The 24,502-nt window shown below is 70.5% G+C and carries 23 protein-coding genes; 11 read left to right on the plus strand and 12 right to left on the minus strand.

The genetic code is table 11. The annotated features are described in order from the left end of the window. Positions 1-61: 61 nt before the first annotated feature. A complete protein-coding gene (locus tag AB0M47_RS33375; RefSeq protein ID WP_363421161.1) occupies positions 62-877 on the minus strand; it encodes a site-2 protease family protein in 816 nt (271 codons plus the stop codon). Positions 878-953: 76 nt separating this feature from the next. On the opposite strand from AB0M47_RS33375, the gene AB0M47_RS33380 reads away from it, so the two are divergent. Together AB0M47_RS33380 and AB0M47_RS33385 are read left to right on the plus strand one after the other, a co-directional pair. Then, entirely contained in the window at positions 954-2,549 is a 1,596-nt protein-coding gene (locus AB0M47_RS33380) for an NAD(P)/FAD-dependent oxidoreductase (RefSeq protein WP_363421162.1), read from the plus strand. A 129-nt stretch (positions 2,550-2,678) separates the two neighbouring features. Next, positions 2,679-4,724, plus strand: a complete 2,046-nt coding sequence (locus AB0M47_RS33385) for a glycogen debranching N-terminal domain-containing protein (RefSeq protein ID WP_363421164.1) — start codon at positions 2,679-2,681, stop codon at positions 4,722-4,724. A gap of 153 nt (positions 4,725-4,877) precedes the next feature. Here AB0M47_RS33385 and AB0M47_RS33390 read toward each other — a convergent pair whose 3' ends face one another. The 8 genes from AB0M47_RS33390 to AB0M47_RS33425 form a co-directional block, all read right to left on the minus strand. Further along, positions 4,878-5,945: a toprim domain-containing protein gene (locus tag AB0M47_RS33390; protein ID WP_363421166.1), complete on the minus strand. Its 1,068-nt coding sequence runs from the start codon at positions 5,943-5,945 to the stop codon at positions 4,878-4,880. Between the two features lie 43 nt (positions 5,946-5,988). Beyond that, a complete protein-coding gene (locus tag AB0M47_RS33395) occupies positions 5,989-6,255 on the minus strand; it encodes a hypothetical protein (protein ID WP_363421168.1) in 267 nt (88 codons plus the stop codon). A gap of 1,241 nt (positions 6,256-7,496) precedes the next feature. Continuing rightward, a complete protein-coding gene (locus AB0M47_RS33400) occupies positions 7,497-8,486 on the minus strand; it encodes an HNH endonuclease (RefSeq protein WP_363421169.1) in 990 nt (329 codons plus the stop codon). Positions 8,487-8,639: 153 nt separating this feature from the next. Continuing rightward, a complete protein-coding gene (locus tag AB0M47_RS33405) occupies positions 8,640-9,503 on the minus strand; it encodes a neutral zinc metallopeptidase (RefSeq protein WP_363421171.1) in 864 nt (287 codons plus the stop codon). 30 nt (positions 9,504-9,533) lie between these two features. After that, the gene (gene menC, locus AB0M47_RS33410; protein ID WP_363421173.1) at positions 9,534-10,646 is read right to left on the minus strand and encodes an o-succinylbenzoate synthase; all 1,113 of its coding nucleotides are present in this window, start codon (positions 10,644-10,646) and stop codon (positions 9,534-9,536) included. After that, a complete protein-coding gene (locus tag AB0M47_RS33415; protein ID WP_363421175.1) occupies positions 10,643-11,335 on the minus strand; it encodes a GNAT family N-acetyltransferase in 693 nt (230 codons plus the stop codon). The genes menC and AB0M47_RS33415 overlap by 4 nt, the downstream gene beginning before the upstream one ends. A gap of 10 nt (positions 11,336-11,345) precedes the next feature. Continuing rightward, positions 11,346-11,969, minus strand: coding sequence for a GNAT family protein (locus tag AB0M47_RS33420; protein WP_363421177.1), 624 nt, complete (start codon positions 11,967-11,969; stop codon positions 11,346-11,348). A 55-nt stretch (positions 11,970-12,024) separates the two neighbouring features. Continuing rightward, a complete protein-coding gene (locus AB0M47_RS33425) occupies positions 12,025-12,297 on the minus strand; it encodes a type II toxin-antitoxin system Phd/YefM family antitoxin (protein ID WP_363421178.1) in 273 nt (90 codons plus the stop codon). A gap of 74 nt (positions 12,298-12,371) precedes the next feature. Between AB0M47_RS33425 and AB0M47_RS33430 the strand changes: the two genes are divergently transcribed. The 6 genes from AB0M47_RS33430 to AB0M47_RS33455 are packed head-to-tail and all read left to right on the plus strand — an operon-like array spanning position 12,372 to position 17,399. Further along, the gene (locus AB0M47_RS33430; RefSeq protein WP_363421180.1) at positions 12,372-12,962 is read left to right on the plus strand and encodes an ATP-dependent Clp protease proteolytic subunit; all 591 of its coding nucleotides are present in this window, start codon (positions 12,372-12,374) and stop codon (positions 12,960-12,962) included. A 2-nt stretch (positions 12,963-12,964) separates the two neighbouring features. Further along, a complete protein-coding gene (locus AB0M47_RS33435) occupies positions 12,965-13,258 on the plus strand; it encodes a hypothetical protein (RefSeq protein ID WP_363421182.1) in 294 nt (97 codons plus the stop codon). A 51-nt stretch (positions 13,259-13,309) separates the two neighbouring features. Then, positions 13,310-15,307, plus strand: a complete 1,998-nt coding sequence (locus AB0M47_RS33440) for a hypothetical protein (protein WP_363421184.1) — start codon at positions 13,310-13,312, stop codon at positions 15,305-15,307. A 52-nt stretch (positions 15,308-15,359) separates the two neighbouring features. Further along, positions 15,360-15,938 (plus strand): M50 family metallopeptidase, encoded by a 579-nt coding sequence (locus AB0M47_RS33445; RefSeq protein ID WP_363421186.1) that lies wholly within the window; start codon positions 15,360-15,362, stop codon positions 15,936-15,938. A gap of 7 nt (positions 15,939-15,945) precedes the next feature. Further along, positions 15,946-16,554 (plus strand): allophanate hydrolase subunit 1, encoded by a 609-nt coding sequence (locus AB0M47_RS33450; RefSeq protein ID WP_363421188.1) that lies wholly within the window; start codon positions 15,946-15,948, stop codon positions 16,552-16,554. Next, positions 16,551-17,399: a biotin-dependent carboxyltransferase family protein gene (locus AB0M47_RS33455; protein WP_363421190.1), complete on the plus strand. Its 849-nt coding sequence runs from the start codon at positions 16,551-16,553 to the stop codon at positions 17,397-17,399. Before AB0M47_RS33450 ends, AB0M47_RS33455 begins: the two co-directional genes overlap by 4 nt. Here the strand turns inward: AB0M47_RS33455 and AB0M47_RS33460 are convergent. After that, positions 17,377-17,814 carry a hypothetical protein gene (locus tag AB0M47_RS33460; protein ID WP_363421192.1) on the minus strand — a complete coding sequence of 146 codons (438 nt, stop codon included), beginning with the start codon at positions 17,812-17,814 and terminating at the stop codon, positions 17,377-17,379. The two genes, AB0M47_RS33455 and AB0M47_RS33460, sit on opposite strands and share 23 nt — an antisense overlap. 130 nt (positions 17,815-17,944) lie before the next feature. Beyond that, positions 17,945-18,616: a hypothetical protein gene (locus AB0M47_RS33465; protein WP_363421194.1), complete on the minus strand. Its 672-nt coding sequence runs from the start codon at positions 18,614-18,616 to the stop codon at positions 17,945-17,947. 164 nt (positions 18,617-18,780) lie between these two features. Between AB0M47_RS33465 and AB0M47_RS33470 the strand changes: the two genes are divergently transcribed. Then, positions 18,781-19,332, plus strand: a complete 552-nt coding sequence (locus tag AB0M47_RS33470) for an RDD family protein (RefSeq protein WP_363421196.1) — start codon at positions 18,781-18,783, stop codon at positions 19,330-19,332. A gap of 6 nt (positions 19,333-19,338) precedes the next feature. Here the strand turns inward: AB0M47_RS33470 and AB0M47_RS33475 are convergent, their stop codons facing one another. After that, positions 19,339-19,935, minus strand: coding sequence for an MBL fold metallo-hydrolase (locus AB0M47_RS33475; protein ID WP_363421198.1), 597 nt, complete (start codon positions 19,933-19,935; stop codon positions 19,339-19,341). Between the two features lie 97 nt (positions 19,936-20,032). On the opposite strand from AB0M47_RS33475, the gene rsgA reads away from it, so the two are divergent. Together rsgA and uvrA are read left to right on the plus strand one after the other, a co-directional pair. Beyond that, complete coding sequence (rsgA, locus tag AB0M47_RS33480) at positions 20,033-21,073, plus strand: ribosome small subunit-dependent GTPase A (RefSeq protein ID WP_363421200.1); 1,041 nt, start codon at positions 20,033-20,035, stop codon at positions 21,071-21,073. A 174-nt stretch (positions 21,074-21,247) separates the two neighbouring features. Further along, positions 21,248-24,148 (plus strand): excinuclease ABC subunit UvrA, encoded by a 2,901-nt coding sequence (gene uvrA / locus AB0M47_RS33485; protein WP_363421202.1) that lies wholly within the window; start codon positions 21,248-21,250, stop codon positions 24,146-24,148. Positions 24,149-24,502 lie beyond the last annotated feature (354 nt).

The raw sequence follows: 24,502 nt of genomic DNA on the forward strand, positions 1-24,502 counted from the left end.
GGTTACGCAGGCCAAAACCGGCGGTTTTGGCCTGCGTAACCGTGATCTGCCGGGAGCGCTGTCACCAGTGGTGGGGGACGTAGGTGTACTGCATGCCGTAGAGGCAGAGCGCCGCCGTCGCCAGGTACGCCGCCCCGATGGCCCAGCGCGTACTGGCGGGGACGTCGAAGAAGGCGCTGGTCCGCCCGGCTTTGCGATCCTTCCAACGGCGGTAGGTCTCGATGCCGCCCATGATCAGGACGAAGATCAGGATCGGGTTGGGCCGCAGGATGAGGAAGACTGCCGCGCCTACCAGTCCGGCGATCCAGATGGCGGGGTGCAGTGCGCCCGCGACCCGGCCGCCGTCCAGCGGCAGCACCGGGAACAGGTTGAACAGGTTGATCAGGAAGCCGGAGTACGCCAACGCCGTCAACAGCGGGGATCCGCTCGACTGCGCCGCGGCGAGGACGGCGATCGTGCCGACCACACCGGCGATCGGCCCGGCGAGTGCCGAAGCCGCCTCCTGAGCCACCGAGCGCTGTTCGCCCTCGATCTTCACGAACGCGCCGAGGAACGGGACGAACATCGGCGCGCTGGCCTTCACTCCCTGGAACCGCAGCACGATGACGTGCCCGATCTCGTGGACGAAGATCAGCAGGACGAAGCCGATCGCGAACCACCAGCCGTAGAAGATGGCGTACCCGACGACCGACAGCAGCATCGTGAACGCCGTCTTGAAGTGGGCGAACAGCCAGACGCCCTTGAGCAGGCCGACGAGTTTGCCCGCGCCGGCGACCTTGGTGGCGCCGGCCGCCACGGCGACGCCCGCGCCCGCTTTGCCCGCACGATCCCGCCAGGTCTTCTTCTTCTGCATGACCTGGGACTCGACCTGCGACACCGTCGATGGAGGCTGCGTAACAGTTTGCGGCGGAGGGGAGGGTTCCACGACCGCCAAAGTAGCGCAAGACTGCACCATGGCGTACAACTGCTTGATCATCGGAGGTGGGCACAACGGTCTGGTGGCCGCCGCCTACCTGGCGCGAGCCGGGCAGCGGGTGCTGGTGCTGGAGCGGCGCGAGGTCGTGGGCGGCGCGGCGGTGACCGAGCGGCCGTTCGGACCGGACTTCGCGGTGACCTCGCTGTCCTATGTGGTCAGTCTGCTGGATCCCGGGATGGTACGCGACCTGCGGTTGGCCGAGCACGGTTACCACGTGTACCCGCAGGGGCCGTATTTCGCGCCGCGCCGCGACGGCCGGGCGCTGCGGCTGGCCGACGACCCGGCTGACCGGTACGCGGAGATCGCGAAGTTCTCGCCGCGCGACGCCGACGCCTACGAGCAGTGGGACGCCTGGATGAGCCGGCTCGGCGGCCTGGTCGGGCCGTTGCTGAAGGAGATACCGCCGAAGGTCGGCTCGAAGCGGCCCGGCGACCTGCTGGGGCTGGCCCGGATCGGGGCGAAACTGCGCAAGGTCGACGTACGCGCGGCGTTCGATCTCACGCGGCTGTTCACGACCAGCGTCGCCGATCTGGTCGAGGAGCGGTTCGAGTCGGACGCGATGCGGGGGCTGCTCAGCGTCTCGGGAGTGATCGGCGGCTGGGCCGGACCGCGCAGTGCCGGGACGGCGTACGTGCTGCTCCACCACCACGTCGGGGAGGCCGTCGACGGGCAGACCGGCGCGTGGGGCTTCCCTCGGGGCGGGATGGGCGCGGTGACGCAGGCGCTCGCGGCCGCGGCCCGCGGTTTCGGAGCCGAGATCCGCACGTCGGCCCCGGTCGCCCGGATCTCGACCCGCGACGGTCGCGTCACCGGCGTCGTCCTGGCTGACGGCGAGGAGATCGAGGCACCGGTCGTCGTCACGACGGCGCATCCGAAGATCTCCTTCCTGCGGTTGCTGGACCGTGCCGAGCTGCCGCCGGACTTCGTGGCCGACATCGAGTCCTATCAGACCCGGTCCGGCACGGTGAAGGTGAACTTCGCGGTCGATCGGCTGCCGGAGTTCGCGGCGCACCCGTCCTACGACCCGTCGGTGCACGGCGGCACGATCGTGCTGTCGGAGTCGCTCGACGACGTGGAGACCGCGTTCCAGGAGGCAGTCGCGGGCCGGCCGGCCACTCTGCCGTTCGCCGACGTCTGCATCCCCAGCGTCTTCGACCCGACGCTGGCTCCGGAGGGCAAGCACGTCGTCTCGATGTTCACCCAATGGGTTCCGCACACCTTCGCCTCCGCTCCGTTCGACGACGAGCTGTCGGCGTACGCCGATCGGCTGACCGAGCGCATGGAGCTGGTCGCGCCCGGGTTCACGGCCTCGATCGTGGGCCGTCAGGTGATCGGACCGCACCGGATGCAGGAGGAGTACGGACTGGTCGGCGGCAACATCTTCCACGGCGAGCTGACCGCCGGCCAGATGTTCCACTGCCGCCCGGCCGCCGGATACGCCGATCTGCGTACGCCGATCCGCGGGCTGTATCAAGCCGGTTCGGCGACCCATGGCGGGGGAGGCGTGACGGGTGTTCCGGGCCGGAACGTGGTCCGGCAGATCCGGCGTGATCTGCGGTTCCGCCGCAGGTGAGCAGGGTTGTGGTGTGAGCCACGTCACGAAGATCTCTGATCTAACCGCCGCGTAATGCTGGGATAGACGATCACCGGCGTCTACGGTTGTCGGACCGCCCCCCGATAACGCCGCATTCGAGGAGCTGCTGTGCAACCCCTCCTGCATGATCTCGTGAGCGTCGTTCACGCCCCCGCTTCGGCTCTCGGCGGCGCCGACGGCCAGCTCCGGCCGACCGGTGCGCAGGGTCTGTTCCACGCCGACTACCGGGTGATCTCCGAAGCCGTGCTGCGAGTGGACGGTCGAGAACCGGTGGCGGTCGCGCACAGCCTCACCGGGCCCGGCGCCGCCGTCTTCGTCGGGCTGCTGCCCTGGCTGGGTGATCTGTCACCCGACCCGACCGTACGCGTCGAGCGCCGTCGCCGGCTGACCGCCGACGGGATGACGGAGCGCGTCACGTTCGCCAACACCTCGCACGAGCCCGTGACTCTCGGCCTCACCATCGACCTGGCCTGCGATCTCGCCGCCATCGAGACGGTGAAGTCGGGCGGCTTGACCGCTCCGGTCGCGGTCCATCTGGACGGTGACCGCCCGGTCTGGCGGCAGGGCGGACTGGCGGTCGGCGTCTCCGCACCGGACGCCCGGGTCGACGCCGCCGACACGACGATCCAGCTGAGCTGGGCGATCATGGTCGAGCCGGGATCGACGACCGAGGTGAGCTGGGCGGCGACGGTCAGCGATCCGCGCGCCGTCCTGATCGAGCCGGCCGGCCCGGTCGAGTGGGAGCGCCCCGAGTTGGTCGCCGACGACCGGCGGCTGACCCGGCTGCTGGAGCAGTCGCTCGACGACCTGGAATCGTTGCGCCTGGCCGAGGCCGGTACGCCGGAGGACGTCTTCCTCGGCGCCGGAGTGCCCTGGTATCTGACGTTGTTCGGGCGCGACAGCCTGTGGGCGGCCCGGATGCTGCTGCCGCTCGGCACCGAGCTGGCCGCCGGGACGCTGCGTACGCTGGCGCGCCGCCAGGGCCGGGCATTGGATCCGAGGTCGGGGGAGGCCCCCGGGAAGATCCTGCACGAGCTGCGGCGGCACGAGTTCCACGTGGCGCTCGACGGGGAGGAGCTGTCGCTGCCCCCGGCGTACTACGGGACGGTCGACGCGACCACGCTGTGGATCAGCCTCCTGCACGACGCCTGGCGCTGGGGGCTCGCCGAGGACGTCGTCGAGGAGCTGTTGCCCACCCTGGAAGCCGCGCTGACCTGGCTCGACGAGTACGCCGACCCGGACCGCGACGGCTTCCTGGAGTATCTCGACACCAGTGGACTCGGTCTGGCCAACCAGGGCTGGAAGGACTCCGGCGACGCCGTGCGGTTCGCCGACGGCCGGCTCGCCGAAGCCCCGATCGCGCTCGCCGAGGTCCAGGCGTACGCCTGCCAGGCGGCGACGAACGCGGCCGCGCTGCTCGACGCGTTCGGCCGGCCCGCCGCCGACAAATGGCGCACGTACGCCGTCGAGCTGTCCAAGCGCTTCCGGTCGGCGTTCTGGGTGGACGGCCCGCGCGGGGCGTACCCGGCGATGGCGCTGGACCGCGCCAAGCAGCCGGTCGACGCCCTGACGAGCAACATCGGCCACCTGCTCGGCACCGGGATGCTGACCGCCGAGGAGTCGGCCCGGGTCGCCGAGCTGCTGGCGTCGCCGGAACTGGCGGGCGGCTACGGGCTGCGGACGATGTCCGACCAGGACGGCGGCTACAACCCGCTGTCGTACCACTGTGGATCGATCTGGGCGCACGACACCGCGATCGCCGTGACGGGGCTGGCCGCGGAGGGCCACGCGGACGCGGCCGCCCTGCTCACGGAGGGCCTGCTCACCGCGGCGGAAGCCGTCGGCTATCGGCTGCCCGAGCTGCACGGCGGCGACGCCCGGACCGACCTTCGCCGCCCGACGCCCTACCCGGCCGCGTGCCAGCCGCAGGCCTGGTCGGCGGCGAGCGCCGTCGCGATCGTGCACGCGGCGTCGGGCCTGCGCCCGGACGTGCCCGGCGGGCAGATCACGCTGCGTCCGCTCGCCGGCGCGCCGCTCGGCGGCTTCACGGTCCGCGGTCTGCGCGTCGCCGGTCGCCGCGTCTCGGTCACCGTCGGCCGCGACGGATCAGCCTCCCTCACCGGTACGCCCAGCGCCCTCACCATCCTCCCCTGACCCCCCTCCCCCTGCACCCCTTTCCGTTGATCATGGAGTTAACTGTGGTCTCGACGGTGTGTCGTGACCGGAAACCCCATGATCAACGGCGGTGGCTGGGTCAACGGCGGTGGCGGGTCAGGCGAGGGTGGCGGGTCAGGCGACGGCGGCGGGTCAGGCGATTTCGTTGACGACGCCGGTCATCACGTCGCCGAGCGGCAGCCCGAGCCGGGAGCTGGCCAGGTCGGCCAGGTCGGCGCCGCGGGTCGGGTCGTCCCGGAAGCACGGCGTGATGGCCCGCCAGACGCGTACGCGAGTCTCGGGCTCGCCGAGGTCGAGCGCGCCCGGGTCGAGCCGGTCGAGGATGCGGTCGAGCCGAGCCAGTTGCGCCGGCCGCCGCGCGCCGAGGACGATCCGCAGCGCTTCCTCAGGACCGTGCCGGACCAGGAGTTCCGCGGGGTCGGTGCCGTCGGGCAGGGTGGCGATGTCGACCGGCCCCGCCCACGTACGCAGCAGCGGCAGCCAGCGTTCGAAGGCGTCCCGCCCGGCGTCGTCGCCGTCGAGCAGGAGGCTGAGCGAGGCGGTCGGGCCGATCGCCTTCCGCAGCAGCCGCAAGTGGTGCTCGGTGAGGACGATCCCGCACAACGCCACCGGCAACAGCTGCTCCCGTGCGTGGACTGACTGCACTCCTGGCGGCTCGCGCGAGCACCCCCCGGCAACCATGCGGTGCACCGCGATGGCGTCGGCCGCGCCTTCCACGACGAAGACCCGGATCGGCCGCCGATCGCGCCGCCGCCGGTGCGCCAGCTGGAGACTGAGGCCGAACAGCGCCTCGCCCTTGTGGTAGATCGTGGTCGTCGGGGTGTTGAGATATTTGGGGGCGTCCGTACGGCCGGACAGGTCCCGGCCGGTGAAGCCGATGACGTTGCCGCGCTGGTCGTGGATGGGGAAGACGACCCGCTGCCGCAGATAGTCGATGAGCCGTCCGGTCCGCGATCGCCGGACCAGACCCGCGGCCAGCAGCTCTTCCGGAGTGAAGCCGAGCCCGGTGAGCCGGTCGAGGACGGCCGTCCAGGTGGCCGGGGCGAAACCGGGCTGCCACCACGATCCGGCGGCTGCCTCGATGCCGCGTTCCCGCAGGTATCGCCGGGCGGCCGGAACGTGCCGGAGCTGGGCGGCATAGAACGCCGCGGCGGCCCGGTTGGCCGCCAGCAGACGGGATGTCGCGGGTACGAACTCCATGGCACTTTCCATGTTCGCACACGTGTACGAACACGGAAAGTGGTCAGTTATCCACTGAGCGACGCATCGAGTAGGTGACCGCGTACAGGCGGTGCGGCTCGCCGTGGTGGTAGACCGGGCTGCGGTCGTACGACTGCCAGCCCTCGGCACCGGCCCGGTTGAGGTGACGCAGGTCGTCGAAGCGCTCGTCGGTGCCCCAGCGCTGCACCCCGTCCGGGTGATAGAACACGGCGTCCCAGTCCAGGAACCGGTCGTTGCCGAGCGTTCCCGCCGAGCGGTACTCCAGCCGTGCGTACTCCCAGAGCCTCATGGCGTCCATTGTGCCCACTGGGTCCGAGACCCGCACTCCCGCCCTTTATCGCTTATCCGGACAGAGCGCGGGTCAGGCGGCTCAGGCGGGTCCGCTGGCGGGGGCGGGTCAACGCGGCCAGGCCATTCCGCCAGTGGACCCGGTGGACCCGGTGGATCCGGCGGTCGCGGAGGCGGCGGGGGGCGTGGTCGCGCCGCAGCCGACGATCCAGTGGCGTTACCGGGTCCATGACGACGACGGCACTCTGGTGTCTCACGGTGTCACCCGCGCCCGACCAGCCCTGCACTCTGCTCCGGTGGCTGGTGTGGACGTTGCGGGGGAAGGCGGCTCGGACACTGGATCGGCGGCTGGCCAGCGCGGTGCGAGCGTTGCTGGGTCGGCGGCTGGCCCGTGTGGCGCGAGCGTCGCTGGAACGCTATCGACCCTACGGGCGACCGGTGAGGTAGCTCGTGTTCCACCGACGGACGGCCGACCCGGAACCCGCCTACCCGCCGACGGATCGGCTGACGATCGCGTGGCCGACGATCGCGTGACCAACGACCGCGGGGCCAACGATCGCGGGACCAACGACGCGGGACCAACGACGGCGCCCCGCTGTTTCACGATGTCACCCGCGCCCGGCCTGTCTCGCACGCAGCACCTGTGGTCGGTCCGCGCGGCGCGGGCACCGCTGACCGTCGGCCGGTGAACGGGCCGACTTCCGGATGGTCACGTACCGAACCGGTGCGGGGAAAGGTATCTGGGCTTCCGGAGATCGTTCCAGCGGACGACGCGGCGTCGATCCGGCCGGCTCGCCCGACCAACGCCGGGCCGACGCGCGAAACCATGCCACCCCAGCGCAAGCAGACCGACCGACCGACCGACCGACCGGCCGACCGACCGACCGACCGACCGGCCGACCGACCGACCGACCGGCCGACCGAACCCCTGCCCGCCCACGCAGGACCACGAGGCCGCCCGTTTCCCCAACGCGAAGCTGCGCAGCTGGGTCAACCCCGAGACGTCTCCTGCCGAGCACCCGGCTGCACCGCACCGGCAAGATCCTGCGACACCGTCCACACCGCCGACCACGCCGACGGTGGGCGTACGCGGCACGAAATCTCGGGCTGCTCTGCGGGCACCACCATCGGCTAAAAACACGAGGGCGGCTTCAGCTCAGCCAACCCGAAACCGGCCACTTCCACTGGACCAGCCCCAACGGGCGCATCTACGAAGCACGGCCCGAACCGCCTTGAGACCGGTTATGGCGATAGCTCAGCGCGGTAGATGTTCTGGTGGTGCCACTGGAGATACGCGCCGCCGGGCAGTGTCGCGCCCGGCGGCAGAACGATCCGATCGCGTAATGGTGGCCGGCCGAAGACGGCGGCGACCGCCGGATCTTGGCGCGCCGCGTGCACCTGTTCCGGCTTCACATGGATGCGCAGTCCGCCGTTGACTGTGATCAGGCCGGTGTCGAAGGCGACGTCATGGGTCGGGCATGCGGCGAGGCCGTTGGCCGGGTCCAGCCGTTCCTCCGTGGTGCTGGCCCGCCACGGTTTGATGTGACTGGCGACGAGCATGCGGCGAGCGCGGACGCCGCCAGCGGTGACGGCGAGTCCGCAGAAACCGCACCGGTGACCATGGTTCCGCAGCACGGCGCCGGCGAACACGTGCTGCCCCACTCTCGCCTTCGCGACCAGCAGTTGCTCGGTGACCCGACTCTCCAGGCCAGAGACGGTCGCCAGCGAACGGGACTGTTCCTGGACCGATGTCTCGACCTCGTTGTGATCCAGTTCGTCCTGCCCGAGAAGGTCGCCGGCCGTCGCTTCCAGGCCGAGGAAGTCGGGCAGTTCTTCGGGTCCGATCCCGACGTCGCGAGCCGCATCGAGCAGCCGACAGTAGATATGAGCCAGCAGCCCAGGCGTGCCCAGCAGGTGCCGTGTGACGTCGAGATCGTGGCGGCCGCCGTGCGACCGGCTGCCGTCCAGGTTGGCCATCTTCGCGAGGATGCTGCTGTTCGGGCGATGGAACAGTGCGGCGAGTTGCGGCACGGGAAACGGTGCGCGCGGTGCTGAGCTGCTGCCGAACTTGCTGTGATCGACCAGAAAGCCGGCGGCCAGGCACATGATCGTCTCTACCGGGCTGAAGACGACCTGCCTCCCGGAGGGGGCGTCGGAGCGGTGCGCGATCGCTTTCCATTGCTGTCGAGCAGACTGCGGCGACGGCTCCAGATACTCGGCGGCATCAGCCACAGGCTCCTCATCCCGCTTGCCTCGAACGGATTAATCCCGCTTGCCTCGAACGGATTACCGATCACATCGGACAGGCGGCGATCGTACCGCTGCCGCTCGTTGCTGACAGGTTCGTTCCGGGACGAGGAGCCGACGGGATGAGGACGCGTGCGGTCAGGAGTTGACCGTGTCGCAGGCCTTGGGATCGCCGCCTTCGTACCCGGTGCTGAACCAGTGCTGCCGTTGCGCCGCCGAACCGTGCGTGAACTTCGATTCGTCGACGTGCCCGGTCGTCTTGCGCTGGATCGTGTCGTCCCCGACGGCTGCCGCCGCGTCCAGGGCGGACTGGATGTCGGCTTGCGACAGGCTTTTGATCAGGGGACGGCCGCTGGCGTCGGTGGTCTGCGTCGCGTGTTTGGCCCAGACCCCGGAGTAGCAGTCGGCCTGCAGCTCGACCGGGACCGAGTCGCCCTGGCCGCCGACTCCGACGCCGAGAAGGTTCTGCACGTGGTGGCCGTACTCATGGGCCAGCACGTACGCCTGGGCGAACACGCCGCGAACGCCGAACCGCGATTCCAGCTCGTCGTAGAACGACAGGTCGATGTAGACCTTGCCGTCCGGCGGGCAGTAGAACGGGCCCACCGACGAGTCGGCCTGGCCGCAGCCGGTGCTCACCGCTTGGCTGAAGAAGACCGTCTTGGCCTGCTGGTACTGCTTGCCGGCGGTCGCGGGCAGCGTGTCCTGCCAATAGTCCTGAATGGACGTGACGAACAGCGCGCTGCGGCAGTCCGGCTCGTCGAGCCGATTGGGGTTCGACGCCGCGCACTTCGCCGCGAGGTCGCCGGAGTCGCCGCCGTCGCTGAGCATGTTGCCGCCCAGCACGCCGCCGCCCGCGAGGGCGATGAGGAGGAAGACGATGGTGACGATCCAGCCGCCGCGTCCGCTCGGCAGGGGAATACCGCTCAACCCGCCGCCACCCGCGCCGCGCCGATCCTCGATCTGACCGGTGTCGATCTGAGCGTCCTTGTTGAGGTCCACACCGGACCTCTACCCAGGACGCGCGATCGTCTACCGTGCCAAGCTCAGCACCTCGGTCGCGGTGGTCGCGTCGGCCAGCGCGTCCGGGTCCGGATCGACGCCGATCCCCGGCCCGGTGGGGACCGCGAGATGCCCGTCTTCCAGGACGAACGGCCGCGTGATGTCGCGCGCGTAGTAGCGGCTCGACGCGGACGTGTCGCCCGGCAGCGTGAAGTCCGGCAACGCGGCCAGCGCGACGTTCGCGGCCCGGCCGAGGCCCGTCTCCAGCATGCCGCCGGCCCACACCGCCACGCCGTTGGCCGCGCACACGTCGTGGATGCGCCGTGCTTCCAGATATCCGCCGACCCGGCCCGGCTTGATGTTCACGATCGAGCACGCGCCCAGCGCGATGGCGTCGGCCGCGGCTCGCGCGGAGGTGATCGACTCGTCCAGGCAGATAGGGGTACGCACAACGCGCGCCAGTTCGGCGTGACCGCGTACGTCGTCTTCCGGGAGCGGCTGTTCGATGAGCAGCAGATCGAAGGGGTCGAGCCGGGCCAGGTGCCGGGCGTCGGCCAGGGTGTACGCCGTGTTGGCGTCGACCTGCAGCAGGATGTCGTCGCCGAACCGTTCGCGGACGGCCCGTACCGCCTCGACGTCCCAGCCCGGTTCGATCTTCAGCTTGATCCGCAGGTACCCCTCGGCGAGGTAGCCGGCGACCGCGTCCAGCAGTTCGGGGATCGAGTCCATGATGCCGACCGAGACGCCGGACGGGACGGCTGGGCGTACGGCGCCGAGGTAGGAGCCCAGCGACATGCCGGAGGCGCGCAGTTGCGCGTCGAGGACGGCGGTCAGCACTGTCGCCTTCGCCATCGGATGCCCCTTGATCGGGGCGAAGGCGCGCTCGACGGTGTGCGCCTCCATGGTGTCCAGTCCGGCCAGCGCCGGGACGAGGAAGCGGCGGATCACGTCGGCCGCGCCCTCGACGTACTCGGAGGAGTAGAGCGGCTCGTCCATCGCGACGCATTCGCCCCAGCCCTCGGTGTCCGGCCCGTACGCCCGGACCAGCAGCACGTCTCGGGCGTACTCGACGCCGAACGAAGTGCGGAACGGGGCGACCAGGGGCATCGCGACCCGGCGCAGTTCGATTCCGGTCAGCTTCATGCCGGCTCCTTCAACGCGTACGCCCCGTCGTCGGTGAATCCGGCGATCGTCCAACCGGCCGCCATCGGCCCTTGCAGTCCCTCGCGGACGGCGTACCGCCAGTTCGCCGCCGCGGCCGGGTCGGCCGAGCGCAGGCCCTCGATGTCGGCCGGCGTCGCCACGAATCGGGTCGCCGCCGACAGATCGGGGTCGGCGACCGGCTGCTCCAGCTCCCAGCAGATGTAGAGCCGGTCGCTCGGGTCGCCGACGTTGATGCCGTCGGTCAGCGCGCCGTAGAAGTCTTCGAGGTACTCGGTCGCCCCGGCGCCCAGCTTCCGCAGATTGAAGTACGCGTTCCGGCGTACCAGTGGGTCGAAGGTCCACCGGATGCGTGCGATGCCGTGGTGCAGTGACCAGTCGCGTTGATGGAGCTTGAGAGCGCGACCGACGCCCGCGCCTTGACCACCGGGGACCACGCCGGTGACGTGCGAGTGGAGGTGGTCGTCGCCGCGGAAGGCGACGCTGGCCCCGACCAGCCGCCCGTCCCGGTACGCGCCCACGACGTAGTTCCCGGCGTGGGCGAGGGCGCGCAAGGTGGACAGATTGAGGATCTGGTCGGGCGAGTCCGCGCCCCAGACGCGTTGCAGCAGCTCGCCGACGTCCGTGAGGCGGGCGACGTCGTCCAGCTCGATGATCTCCAGCTCCGCCATGTGGTGAAGCCTAGGCGGTCAGCCAGTCCCGGCACTCGGCCAATCCGTCGATCTTGACGGCCGGCCCGCCATGCTGCTCGCGCCAGGCCTCGATCGGCAGCCGCAGCCGGACCATGTCGTCGGCCCCGTCGCCGTCGGCGTGGCGGTAGACGCCGTTGGGCAGGTAGCCGAGGCTGCGCGAGACGCCCAGCGAGGCGGTGTTGTGGTGCCAGGCCTCGGTCTCCGCGACCAGCGCGCCGAGGTGATCGAAGGCGAGCGCCAAGACGGCGCGTCGCATGCGTTTGCCGATGCCTTGCCCGCGTGCCCCGGTGACCAGCCAGGACGCCGTCTCGACGGTACGCAGCCGGCCGAACTCCCGGGCCTCCAGCGTCTGCTCGCCGAGGATGCGGCCGTCGCGGAGCACCACGAACGGCAGCGTCCAGGTACCCGGCCTGGAGTCGGCCCGGTTCCGCCAGTACTGCTGATAGATCCGCGCCGTGCGGTCGAGCCGGGGGTCGCCGTCGGCACCTGGCAGGGCCGGATTGAGTTCGACGTCGTCGGGGAGCGTCGCGGCCAGCGCCGGGAGGTCGGCCTCGGTCGTCGCCCGCAGGGTGAGGTCGTCGGCGGTCAGCTGGAGGTGAAGGAGCGCCTGCATGACCGTCATTGTGCGACCAGCCTCGGGTTGCCGCGCGGGCTTTTCGGCGCGGCGGTCAGCGCGGGTATCCGCCGGGCGGGCGGTGTTCGGCGGTGAGCCCGAACTGACGCCGGGTCGGCGTGGCCTCCGATGCGCCCGCGGTGTCGCTGGTCAGCCGGATCGGCGGCTGGTCGGCCGCCTCCAGCCGGTCCAGGTCCTCCGCGGAGACGAGGGCGACGATCGGCTTTCCGTGGCGCGTCACGACCACCCGCTCGCCGCCGTAGACGACGCGGTTGACGAGGTCGGCGAACTCGGCGCGGGCCTGCGTCACCGGGACTTCATGGGTCACCCCTCAGATGGTACGCTCTGTACAGAACTTACGTCCTGTACAAATTAGGAGTCGTTCCCATGAGCCACCTCCCGATGATCAATGAACGGACCGCCCGCTCCGAGTACCAGCTGGACCCGTACTCCAAGGCCTTCGGCGACCGGGTGGTCTTCCTCGGCACCGCGCTGGACGACCAGACCGCCAACGACGTCCTCGTCCAGCTGCTCTACCTCGACGCCGACAATCCGGGCCGGGACATCGGGGTGTACATCAACTCGCCCGGCGGTTCGCTGACCGCGATGCTCGCCGTCTACGACACGATCCGCAGCCTGGCCAGCGACGTGCAGACGGTGTGCGTGGGCCAGTGCGGGCCGGAGGCGGCGATGCTGCTCGCCGCGGGCGCGAAGGGCAAGCGGATGATGCTGCCGAACGCGCGGGTCACTCTCCATCAGCCGTCGCTCGACGTTCAGCAGGGCGCGACCCAGGATCTCCAGGTGCAGGCCCAGGAACTGCTCCGGCAGCGTGCGGCGTTGGAGGCGATCCTCGCCGAGCACACCGGCCGGACCGCCGAGCAGATCCGGGACGACCTGTCTCGCCCGCACGTGCTGGACGGCCCGGCCGCGGTCGCGTACGGGCTCGTCGACGTGGTGCTGCGCGATCGCAAGAACCTCGCGACGGCGGCCTGACGATGGACGAGATACTGCGCATGCCCGCCCTGACCCGGGCGGAGGCCGACGTCGTCGACAGCTACAGCGCGCTGCTGGAGAATCTGGCCCGCGTCAACCCGGCCCGGCAGGACGAGACCTACCGCGCGCTGCGCGCCGCCCAAGCCCTGGTCAGCCAGGCCACCGCGCTTCGCGACGCGCTCGCGCTGATGTTCCAGCGCGGCGAGACCACCATCCATTCCTCCACATTGGTACGCGCACTGCTGATCCTCGACGCCGACAAGGCGGTCGACCGGCTGACCCTTGCGGGCCGCTGAGCCGAAGGCGTATGAACGGCTGCACCACTCCCGTCATCAAAGGAGATGCGTGTGACCCCCGCCCGGACAGCGCGCGTCGTGCTGGCGATCGTGGCGGTGACCGGCCTCGTCCTGGCCGGTCCCGCCGCCGCCGCTCAACCGCCCCAGCACCCCGCCGCCTGCGACCCCTACGACGACACCGCCTGCCTGCTGCCGTTCCCCAACGACCTGTTCACCGTCCGCGACCCGAGCAGCGCCACCGGACGCCGGGTCAGTCTCACCGCCGAGCAGATGCCAGCCTCCGTCGCCGGTACGCACATCGACCCGGCCGAGTGGAACCGGCAGGACGGTTTCAGCCCCGGTACGCCCATCCTGGTCCGCGTACCGGGCGTGGACGTCGTCCGCAGCGGCATCCCGCCGGTGACCGACATCGGCCGCTCGCTGGACCGCGACGCCCCGATCGTGCTGCTGAACACCCGGACCGGCGAGCGTACGCCGTTCTGGGCCGAGTTGGACGCGCACTCGGCGGCTCGACCGGACCGGCAGGTGCTGATCATCCGGCCGGCCGTCGCGCTGGCCGAAGGCACCCGGTACGTCGTGGCGCTGCGGAACCTGCGCGACAGCGCCGGAGCCCGGATCCCGGCGCCCGAGGCGTTCGCGTCCTATGTCACCGGCAACGGCCCGGAACCCCGCGATCCCCGTAAGCAGGACGTCAAGCGCCTCCTCGCCGAGCTGACCACGGCCGGAGTGAAGCGGCACGACCTGTTCCTCGCGTGGGACTTCACCGTCGCGAGCGGGGAGAACCTGACCGGCCGGCTACTTGGGATGCGCGACAGCGCGTCCGCCGCGCTCGGTTCGGCCGCGCCGGCGTACCAGGTCACCGGGGTCACCGAGTTCACCCCGGCGCAGGACGCCCGCATCGCCCGGCAGATCCGCGGCACGGTCAGCGTGCCCAGCTACCTGACGGGAACCGGCGGTCCCGGATCACGGCTGCACTACGACTCGGCCGAGCCGGACGCCGTACCGACGCCGTCGGGCGCCACGATCGCCGCGGACTTCGTCTGCAACCTGCCCCGCAGTGCGACCGCCGCCAGCCCGGCCCACCTGTCGCTCTACGGCCACGGACTGCTCGGCGCGCCGACCGAGATCAACGCGGGCAACGTCAAGGACATGGCGTACGGGCAGGACTTCCTGTTCTGCGCCACGAGCTGGATCGGGATGGCCGCGGCCGACGTGCCGTTCGTGGCGAGCGTCTTCGGCGACCTCACCCGGTTCGCCGCGGTCGCCGACCGGCTCCAGCAGAGCTACCTGGACTTCCTGTTCCTCGGGCGGCTCATGGCCCACCCGGCTGGGTTCGCCGCGAATCCGGCTTTCCAGGACGGGACCGGGAACTCGCTGCTGGACCTCGCCGGGGGGATGCACTACGACGGCAACAGCCAGGGCGGCATCAACGGCGGCGCGCTGACCGCCGTCGCCCAGGACTGGACGCGTTCGGTGCTGGGCGTGCCGGCGATGAACTACAGCACGCTGCTTCAGCGCAGTGTGGACTTCGCGCCGTTCCAGCAGATCATGGACTCGGCGTATCCGGACCCGGCCGACCAGCAGCTCATCTTCGGGCTGCTGCAGATGCTCTGGGACCGGGCCGAGGCCAACGGCTACGCCCAGCACCTGACGCGCGACCCGTTGCCCGGTACGCCCGTCCACCAGATGCTGATGCACGTGGCCTTCGGCGACCATCAGGTGTCCCCGGCAGCGGCCGAGGTCGAGGCGCGGACGATCGGCGCCCGGCTGCACGTCCCGGCGCTGGCCGACGGCTGGTCGGACGAGGTCGAGCCGTTCTGGGGCATCCGGCCCATCCGGAGCTACCCGTACGCCGGCTCCGCGATCGTCGTGTGGAACAGCGGTCTCGCCGCCGCCCTGCCGCCGACGAACCTCGCCCCCTCCGGGCCGGAGTACGGCCAGGATCCGCACTCGTTCCCGCGCTCGCAGCCGGAGGCGCAGCAGCAGAAGGCCACCTTCCTGCTCACTGGACAGGTCGTCGACGTCTGCGGAGGTACGCCGTGTAGCTGACGGTGTCGGCAACCAGGCAGCGATCTAGGCGTCGACGGCGGCCAATGGAGGCATGACCGACTCCGACCTTCCCGTCTGGAAGCTTCGCCGCGCCGACCTCTGGTGGTTGCTGGGATACCCGGTCTACCAGATCTTCGGGACGATTCGCCACGAGGGCAGCCATGCCCTCGTGGCGAAACTCGAAGGCGCCGACGTCACGAACTTCGTGTTCTGGCCGCAGACCGATCTCGGCCGGTTCACCTGGGGCTACACCCAGTGGACCGGCGATACCGGCTGGGCCACCGACGCCGCGCCCTACCTCTGCGACCTGCTCTGGTTCGTGGGCTTCTTCTTCCTGCTGACCCGCCTGCCGATCCGCAACCACCTCGTCTGGCTGAACCTCGCGATCATCGGGCTGCTCTCGCCCGCGGTGAACTCGTTCTGGCAGTGGCTGGCCGGGATCTTCGGCAGCGACGAGACCGACGTGGCGAAATGGCTCGACGCCTGGCCCGATGTCGTCGTCCACCTCTATTTCGTGGTGACCGTGACGGCGTACGTGATCGGAATCGTCGCCGTGACCCTCCGGTGCCCAAGCAACTGCTGCCGGAACCGGCCGTCGCCTGATCCGCTCGGACTCGCCGACCCGGCATGATTCAGAGGTGAGGATTCTGCCGGTCGGCCTGACCGGGTGGCTGGTCGAGACGGAGTCTCCCGAGGAGTCTCCCGAGAAGGTGTACGCCTACCTGCGGGACCGGGCGCTGCCGGAGGTCGCCGACCTCGTCCCGGGCGCCCGGACCGTGCTGCTCGACTGCGCCGGGCTGTCCGAGGCCGCCCTCCGGGCGGTGCTCGACGGCTTCACGCCGGGCGGGACGCCGGCCGCCGTCGGCGAGATCGTGGAGATCCCGGTGCGCTACGACGGGCCGGACCTCGACGACGTCGCCCAGTACGCGGGCTGCACGCCGGACGAGGTCGTCGCCCTGCACACCGGGGCCGACCTCCGGGTCGCCTTCTGCGGCTTCGCGCCCGGGTTCGCGTACCTGACCGGGGTGCCCGAACGGCTGCACGTGCCGCGGCTGAGCAGTCCGCGTACGGCGGTGGCGGCGGGGAGCGTCGCCCTCGCGGGCGGCTACGCGGCCGTCTACCCGCGTCGCTCGCCTGGCGGCTGGCGGGTCGTCGGCCACACCTCGGTACGCCTCTGGGACGAACGGCGTACGCCGCCCGCCCGGCTCGTCCCCGGTACGCGCGTCCGGTTCGTGGTGGCGTCGTGATCCAGGTCCTGCGGCCGGGTCTGCTCAGCACGATCCAGGACCTCGGGCGTACCGGGCTGGCGAGCCTGGCGGTGCCCCGCTCGGGTGCGGCCGACCGGGCCGCCCTGCGGCTGGCCAACCGGCTCGCCGGCAACCCCGAGGAACTGGCCGGGATCGAGACGACGCTGCTCGGCGTCGATCTCCGCTTCACCGAGGCACGCTGGGCCGCGGTCACCGGCGCGTTGTGCCCCGTACGCGTCGACGGCCGACCATCGACTGTGGACCGGCCCGTGCACGTCCCGGCTGGGGGAGTGCTGTCGCTGGGGGCGGCTGCGGAAGGCGTACGCAGCTATCTCGCCGTGGCCGGCGGGATCGCGGTCGAACCCGTGCTCGGCAGTCGATCCACCGACACCATGTCCGGCCTCGGCCCGCCCCGGCTGGCCGTCGGCGACCTGCTGCCTCTGGGCGCGCCGTTGGGCGTACCAGCTGAAGTGGATTGGGCACCGCGGAGCCCTGCGCCCGCCACAGCCCTGGTACGCCTCCTGCCGGGGCCGCGCGACGACTGGTTCGAGTTGACCGCCCTGGGCGAGTACGCCGTGGACCCCGCGAGTGACCGCGTGGGTGTGCGGCTGCGCGGACCGGTGCTCGCGCGGACCCGGGACGGCGAGCTCCCGAGTGAGGGGATGCTGCCCGGCGCGGTGCAGGTGCCGCCGGACGGTCAGCCGGTGATCATGCTCGCGGACCATCCGACGACGGGCGGCTATCCCGTCGTCGGCGTGGTCCACCCGGACGACCTGAGCCTCGTCGCACAGGCCCGCCCGGGTACGGCGATCCGGTTCGCGGTCAGCCCGCGATCGCGGCCTTGACCAGCTGGAAGGCCTCGTACTCGTCCTTCTGGTCGACCGGCAGCTGGTAGAACGCGGCGGTGATCTTCGGCACCGACGGGATCACCGCCAGCCGGAACTTCTGCCCGTCCTTCGTCGACACGACGAAGCGACCCTGGAGATCCCGCTTCTTCACGGCACCCCGGTTCTCGTCGGTGATCGTCACCGGCTGGCCGGCCGTCACCTGGCCGCCGTCCTCGTCGACCGGCACGATGACCAGCTCGGTCCCGCCCGGCTTGAAGCCGACCGCGTAGTTGTAGACCGTGGTGCTCTGGTAGACGATGAAGTTCCGCTGCTTCATGTCCGAGGCGTAGACCTTGGTGTAGCTCGAGCCGTCCGGCACGACCTGGTCGAACGCCGCGTGGATCGCCGCCTTCAGCTCTTCCTTGCTCGCCACTGCTCCTCCGTCGATTGCTAGGCAACCGGCGGATCCTAATTGGAGCTTCCATTGTTAGTCCACTTTGGAGATGAACGGCTGAGCTGCGCGTATCCGTGCGTACGAGCAGTAACGGCCCGAGTGGTCAGTGCTAGCCGGCGAGGGCTCGGAGCATGACGCGCCGCGCGGGCTCGTCCTCGGTCGGCAGCCAGGCACCGGGGTCGGCCAGCGTCGCCTGGATCTCGGCCTCGGTCATCGGCTGGGCGGCGTCCCAGTCGCCGTCGTCGGCTTCGCGGATCTCGATCATCTCGCGTTCGATCAGGTCGGCCACGATGGTGGCGAAGTGCGGAACCAGCACGCGTAGCGCATCGGTGTCCGCCTCCCGGAGGAAGTCGGGGATGACCTCGGTGAGGTAGCCCTCCTCCAGCGCGTTCGTCATCACGCAGCGTTCCTCCGGCGTCAGGAAATCCCAGAAGCTGCTGGATTCCAGCTGACCCTCGAACGGCTCGCCCCGGAACTCGGTCACCACGGACGCCCCATGGTGCTCGCGAAGGAACGCCGTGAGCTGCTCCCGGTCACCGGATTCCAGGGTGGCCAGGTCGCCGCGGCGAGGCTGGAACGCCGCCAGGATCGCAGTCGTCAGGTCGTCGTCGAGCAGGGATTGCTCCGAGGACACCAACTCGGACACCCGCCGGGCCGGACTGGCCGACTCGGAATCGGCGCTACTCTTCGCCACGTGCCCGAGGCGTACGGCGGGGGAGTCGGGCTGTTGGTTCGCGACCAGCCAGGACTCGTGAATCCAGGAGGTCGTTCGATTGAGCATCAAGTCACCATCCACAGGCGTACGCCGGTCATCCGAGCACATTGGACTCCATATCAGACCATGAGGGGAAATCGCCGAGTTATCGGGGTCCCACCGTGTGGAACGCCGACACCAGGCTCGGTGAACCGGTTCTCCTGATGATCACGCAGCTTATGATCACGCCCGTGACGACGCACGCGTCCCGCCGGCCGACGACCCGGCTCGACCTCGTCCGGGAGCAGGCCGCGGAGCTGCTGGGGCCCAAGGCCGCCAAGCGGTTCGCCACGTTCCACGACGGCACCGTCTACATCAAGGCCGGCGAAGGCCTGCGGTTCCTCGCCTGGCTCATCGACTTCATCGTGTACGCCGTGCTCGGCTGCCTCGGTCTGGTGGCGGCTGCCGTGGCGTACTCGGCGGGGAAGATCTCGGCCGGGCTGCTCGTCGGTCTGATGGCAGCGGTCGTCGTGGCCGTGCCCGTGCTCTACGGACTGTTCTTCGGCGACGGCCGGGCACTCGGCGGCGTCCTGACCGGTACGCAGCTCGTGCGGAACGCCGACGGCGGCCGCGTCGGCTACCGGGCCTGCTGGGCCATGACGGTCCGGCTCCTGCTGGTGCCGTTGCTGCTGGTCGCCGTGGTGACGGGGGCGGACGCGGGCGGTGGCTCCGGCACGGCGGCCAGGGTGAGCGTGGATCGCGCGGCCACCAACCGGCTGCGCGCGGCCGGGATCATCCCGTAGCGGGTGCTACCAGCCGCGGGCGCGCCACTCGGGGAGCGAGGGACGTTCGGCGCCGAGCGTCGTCGGCTTGCCGTGGCCCGGCCAGACGACGGTCTCGTCGGGCAGCCGGTCGAAGACCTTGGCGGTGACGTCGTCGATCAGGGTGGCGAAGGCGGCCGAGTCGCCCCAGGTGTTGCCGACGCCACCGGGGAAGAGGCTGTCGCCGGTGAAGATCTGCGGTGGGTCGCCCCGGTACAGCAGCGCGATCGAGCCGGGCGTATGCCCAACGAGGTGGATCACCTCGAGATCCACTGCGCCGACCGTGATCACGTCGCCGTCGTGGACGGGGTCGGTGGGGACCGGCAGCGCGGCAGCGTCCAGCGGATGCGCGAGCAGGCGCGCCCCGGTCTTCGTGGCGAGCGCGGCCAGCGCCTGCCAGTGGTCGGCATGGCGATGAGTGGTCACTATGGTGGCCAAGCCGCCGTCGCCGACCAGGTCGAACAGGCGGCCGGGCTCATTGGCCGCGTCGATCAGCAACTGCTCGCCGGTCGACTCGCACGTCAGCAGGTACGCGATGTTGTCGGCGGGGCCGACGGAGCGGCTCCGGACCCGAAGAGCGGCCATTCGCCGAGCGTACGCGGCCGGGCTGGGGAAATTGGGGTGCGCCGGAGCCGGGCGCGCTTGACCATGGGGGGTAATGGCTGAAAAGGAAACGAGGCAGATGAGAGCGCTGGGGTGGGACGACCACTTTGCGGCGGCGTACGCGCCGTTCGACCGGATCGACGCGCGCCCGGGCCGGGTGCTGCGGGTGGATCGCGGCGTGTGCACGGTGCTGACCACGCAGGGCGCCGACCGGGCCAGTCTCGGCGGGGGCGTGATGGCCCAGGCCGCGGCGGACTCGGTGCTGCTGCCGTGCACCGGCGACTGGGTCGTGGTGCGGGACTGGCCGGACCGGCGTACCACCATCGAGGCGGTGCTGCCGCGGCGTACCCAGATCATGCGAAGGACCGCGGACAAGGACGCGAGCGGGCAGGTCCTGGCCGCGAACATGGACACGGCGGCGGTGATCGAGCCGCTGGACAGCGGACCGGACCTGGGCCGTATCGAGCGTCTGCTGGCGCTGGCCTGGGACTCGGGGGCCGAGCCGATGGTGGTGCTGACCAAGGCGGACGTCACGCGGTATCCCGACGCGATCGTGGACCAGGTGCGGGAGATCGCGCCGGGCGTGGTGGTGCTGGCGGTGAGCGCGGACACCGGCGCGGGGCTGGACGAGCTGCGGCCGCACGTGATCGAGGGCCGGACCACGGCGCTGCTCGGGCGGTCCGGCGCGGGCAAGTCGACGTTGGTCAACGCGCTGGCCGGCACGACCGTCATGACCACTCAAGCGGTACGCCGAGTGGACGGCAAGGGCCGGCACACCACGACGCATCGGGCGCTGATCCCGATTCCGGGCGGCGGCGCGGTCATCGACACGCCTGGGCTGCGGGGCGTCGGTCTGCTCGACGGCTCGGAAGGCCTGGTGGCGGCGTTCTCCGACGTCGACGCGCTGGCGTTGCGCTGCAAGTTCGCGGACTGTTCGCACACGACCGAGCCGGGCTGCGCGGTGCAGGCGGCGCTGGACGACGGCGAGCTGACCGGCCGTCGCTGGGCGAGCTGGCTGCGGCTGCAACGTGAGCTGGCGCACGAGAGCAAGCGGAAGGCGGTACGCCTCCGGGAGGAGCAGCGGGCCGCCCGGCAGCGGGCGCGGGAACGACACGCCTGAGGACAGGCGGGGGCGGGTGGCTTCGGACAGGTGTCCGAAGCCACCCGCTATTGTTTTAGCCTGGTGGCGCGGGTCGGACTAATCTTTGGCTCGTTCTTGTCATACCTCCCGGATACAGTCCGCTCGCAGCGGGACCCTGCCTGCCATCACCTGTCCGATCTAGGAGCTTTTGCGGTGACTGACCGTTTGATCATCCGTGGTGCGCGTGAGCACAACCTGCGTGACGTCAGCCTGGATCTGCCCCGCGATGCGATGATCGTCTTCACCGGGCTGTCCGGGTCGGGCAAGTCGAGCCTCGCCTTCGACACGATCTTCGCCGAGGGCCAGCGCCGCTACGTCGAGTCGCTGTCGAGCTACGCCCGTCAGTTCCTCGGCCAGATGGACAAGCCCGACGTCGACTTCATCGAGGGCCTGTCCCCGGCGGTCTCCATCGACCAGAAGTCGACCTCCCGCAACCCGCGGTCGACGGTCGGCACGATCACCGAGGTCTACGACTACCTCCGTCTGCTGTACGCCCGAGTCGGTGAGCCGCACTGCCCGGTCTGCGGGGAGGCGATCACCAAGCAGTCGCCGCAGCAGATCGTGGACCGCGTGCTGGCGATGCCGGACGGGACCCGGTTCCAAGTGCTCGCCCCGGTCGTCCGCGGCCGGAAGGGGGAGTACCTCGACCTGTTCTCCGAGCTGCAGGCCAAGGGCTTCGCCCGGGCCCGGGTCGACGGCGTGGTGCATCCGCTGGTCGAGGCGCCGAAGCTGAAGAAGCAGGAGAAGCACACCATCGAGGTGGTGGTCGACCGGCTCGCCGTGAAGGCCGGTGCCAAACAGCGGCTGACCGACTCGATCGAGACGGCGCTCGGCCTGGCGGCCGGCATCGTGGTGCTGGACTTCGTGGACCTCCCCGAGGACGACGAGCACCGCGAGCGCAAGTTCTCCGAGCACCTGGCCTGCCCCAACGAGCACCCGCTGGCGATCGAGGACCTGGAGCCGCGGGTCTTCTCGTTCAACGCGCCCTACGGCGCCTGCCCCGAGTGCACCGGCCTCGGCCAGAAGAAGGAGGTCGACCCGGAGCTGCTCGTCCCCGACGACGAGAAGTCCATCCGGGACGGCGCGATCGCGCCGTGGGCGAGCGGGCACACCTTCGACTACTTCATCCAGGTGCTGGGCTCCCTCGGCGAGGAGCAGGGATTCGACCTGGACACGCCCTGGCGGGCGCTGTCGGCCAAGGCGCAGAAGCTGATCCTCCACGGTGTGGAGAACCAGGTCCACGTCCGCTACCGGAACAAGTACGGGCGCGAGCGCTCCTACTACGCCGGCTACGAGGGCGTCGTCCCGTGGCTGGAGCGGCGGCACGCCGACACCGAGAGCGAGTGGAGCCGCGAGAAGTACGAGGGCTACATGCGCGAGGTGCCGTGTGCGGCCTGCGGCGGCACCCGGCTCAAGCCCGAGGTGCTCGCGGTCACCATCGCCGGGCACAGCATCGCCGAGGTCTGCAACCTGTCGGTGGGGGAGGCCGCGCAGCTGCTCGTGGACCTGGAGCTGACCGACCGGCAGAAGATGATCGCCGAGCGCGTGCTCAAGGAGATCAACGCCCGGCTGCAGTTCCTGCTCGACGTCGGCCTGGACTACCTGTCACTGGACCGCCCGGCCGGCTCGCTGTCCGGCGGCGAGGCGCAGCGCATCCGGCTCGCCACCCAGATCGGGTCGGGCCTGGTGGGCGTGCTCTACGTGCTGGACGAGCCGTCGATCGGCCTGCACCAGCGCGACAACCACCGGCTCATCGAGACCCTCGTCCGGCTGCGCGGCCTGGGCAACACGCTGATCGTCGTCGAGCACGACGAGGACACGATCAAGACGGCCGACTGGGTGGTCGACATCGGCCCGGGCGCGGGGGAGCACGGCGGGTTCATCGTGCACTCCGGCACGTACGACGATCTGCTCAAGAACGAGGAGTCGATCACCGGCGACTTCCTCTCCGGGCGGCGGTTCATCCCGGTACCGACCCGGCGGCGGCCGCAGACCAAGGGCCGCGAGCTGACCGTCGTCGGGGCGCGGGAGCACAACCTGCACAACGTCACGGTGTCGTTCCCGCTCGGCCAGCTGATCTCGGTCACCGGCGTCTCCGGGTCGGGCAAGTCGACGCTGGTCAACGACATCCTGCACGCGGTGCTCGCCAACCAGATCAACGGCGCTCGGCTGGTGCCCGGCCGGCATACGCGGGTCACCGGGCTCGATCACGTGGACAAGGTCGTCGGGGTGGACCAGTCGCCGATCGGGCGTACGCCCCGGTCGAACCCCGCGACCTACACCGGGGTGTTCGACAACATCCGCAAGCTGTTCGCCGAGACCACGGAGGCGAAGGTACGCGGCTACGGGCCGGGCCGGTTCTCCTTCAACGTCAAGGGCGGCCGCTGCGAGAACTGCGCGGGCGACGGCACGATCAAGATCGAGATGAACTTCCTGCCGGACGTGTACGTCCCGTGCGAGGTCTGCAAGGGCGACCGGTACAACCGGGAGACCCTGGAGGTTCACTACAAGGGCCGGACGATCGCCGAGGTCCTGCAGATGCCGATCGAGGAGGCGTCCGGGTTCTTCGAGGCGATCCCGGCGATCCACCGGCACCTCAAGACGCTGGTCGACGTCGGGCTCGGCTACGTCCGGCTGGGTCAGCCGGCGCCGACCCTGTCCGGCGGCGAGGCGCAGCGCGTCAAGCTCGCGGCCGAGCTGCAGAAGCGGTCGACCGGGCGGACGGTCTACGTGCTGGACGAGCCGACCACGGGTCTGCACTTCGAGGACATCCGCAAGCTGCTGCTGGTCCTCCAGGGTCTGGTCGACAAGGGCAACACGGTGATCGTGATCGAGCACAACCTCGACGTGATCAAGAGCTCGGACTGGATCATCGACATGGGCCCCGAGGGCGGGCACCGCGGCGGCACAGTGGTCGGCGAGGGTACGCCCGAGCAGATCGCCGCGCTGCCCGAGTCGCACACCGGTGCCTTCCTGCGACACCTCGTCACGGAGGTCCCGGTGCAGGCGACGCCGAAGAAGCGGGCGACGAGCCGGGCCAAGGCGAAGGTCTGACGCCCGGGGCACAGCTTCGGGCGTTGGCCGCGTTCGCGGGCGTTGGCCGCGTTCGCGGCGCTGGCCGCGTTCGCGGCGCTGGCCGCGTTCGCGGGCGTTGGCCGCGTTCGCGGCGCCGGCCCGCGCGGGCGCGGCCATGGGTCGTCGGCGCTGGCGGTGATCTTGGATGGTTCCCGTCGCTATGGCGACGTTTTCGGTTCAAGATCACCGGCCGTGAGTTGATCTAGGCGGGAGTTGGCGGCCCCGGCGACCCTTTCCCGCCTCGTCCACCACCGACACCACCCACCCACGCGAATCACAAGCACCCGGCGTTGCGCCCGCTCGTCCAACCCAGACGGCGCATAGCCAGAATTA

This window comes from Hamadaea sp. NPDC051192, from assembly GCF_040682475.1.
Lineage (GTDB): Bacteria > Actinomycetota > Actinomycetes > Mycobacteriales > Micromonosporaceae > Hamadaea > Hamadaea flava.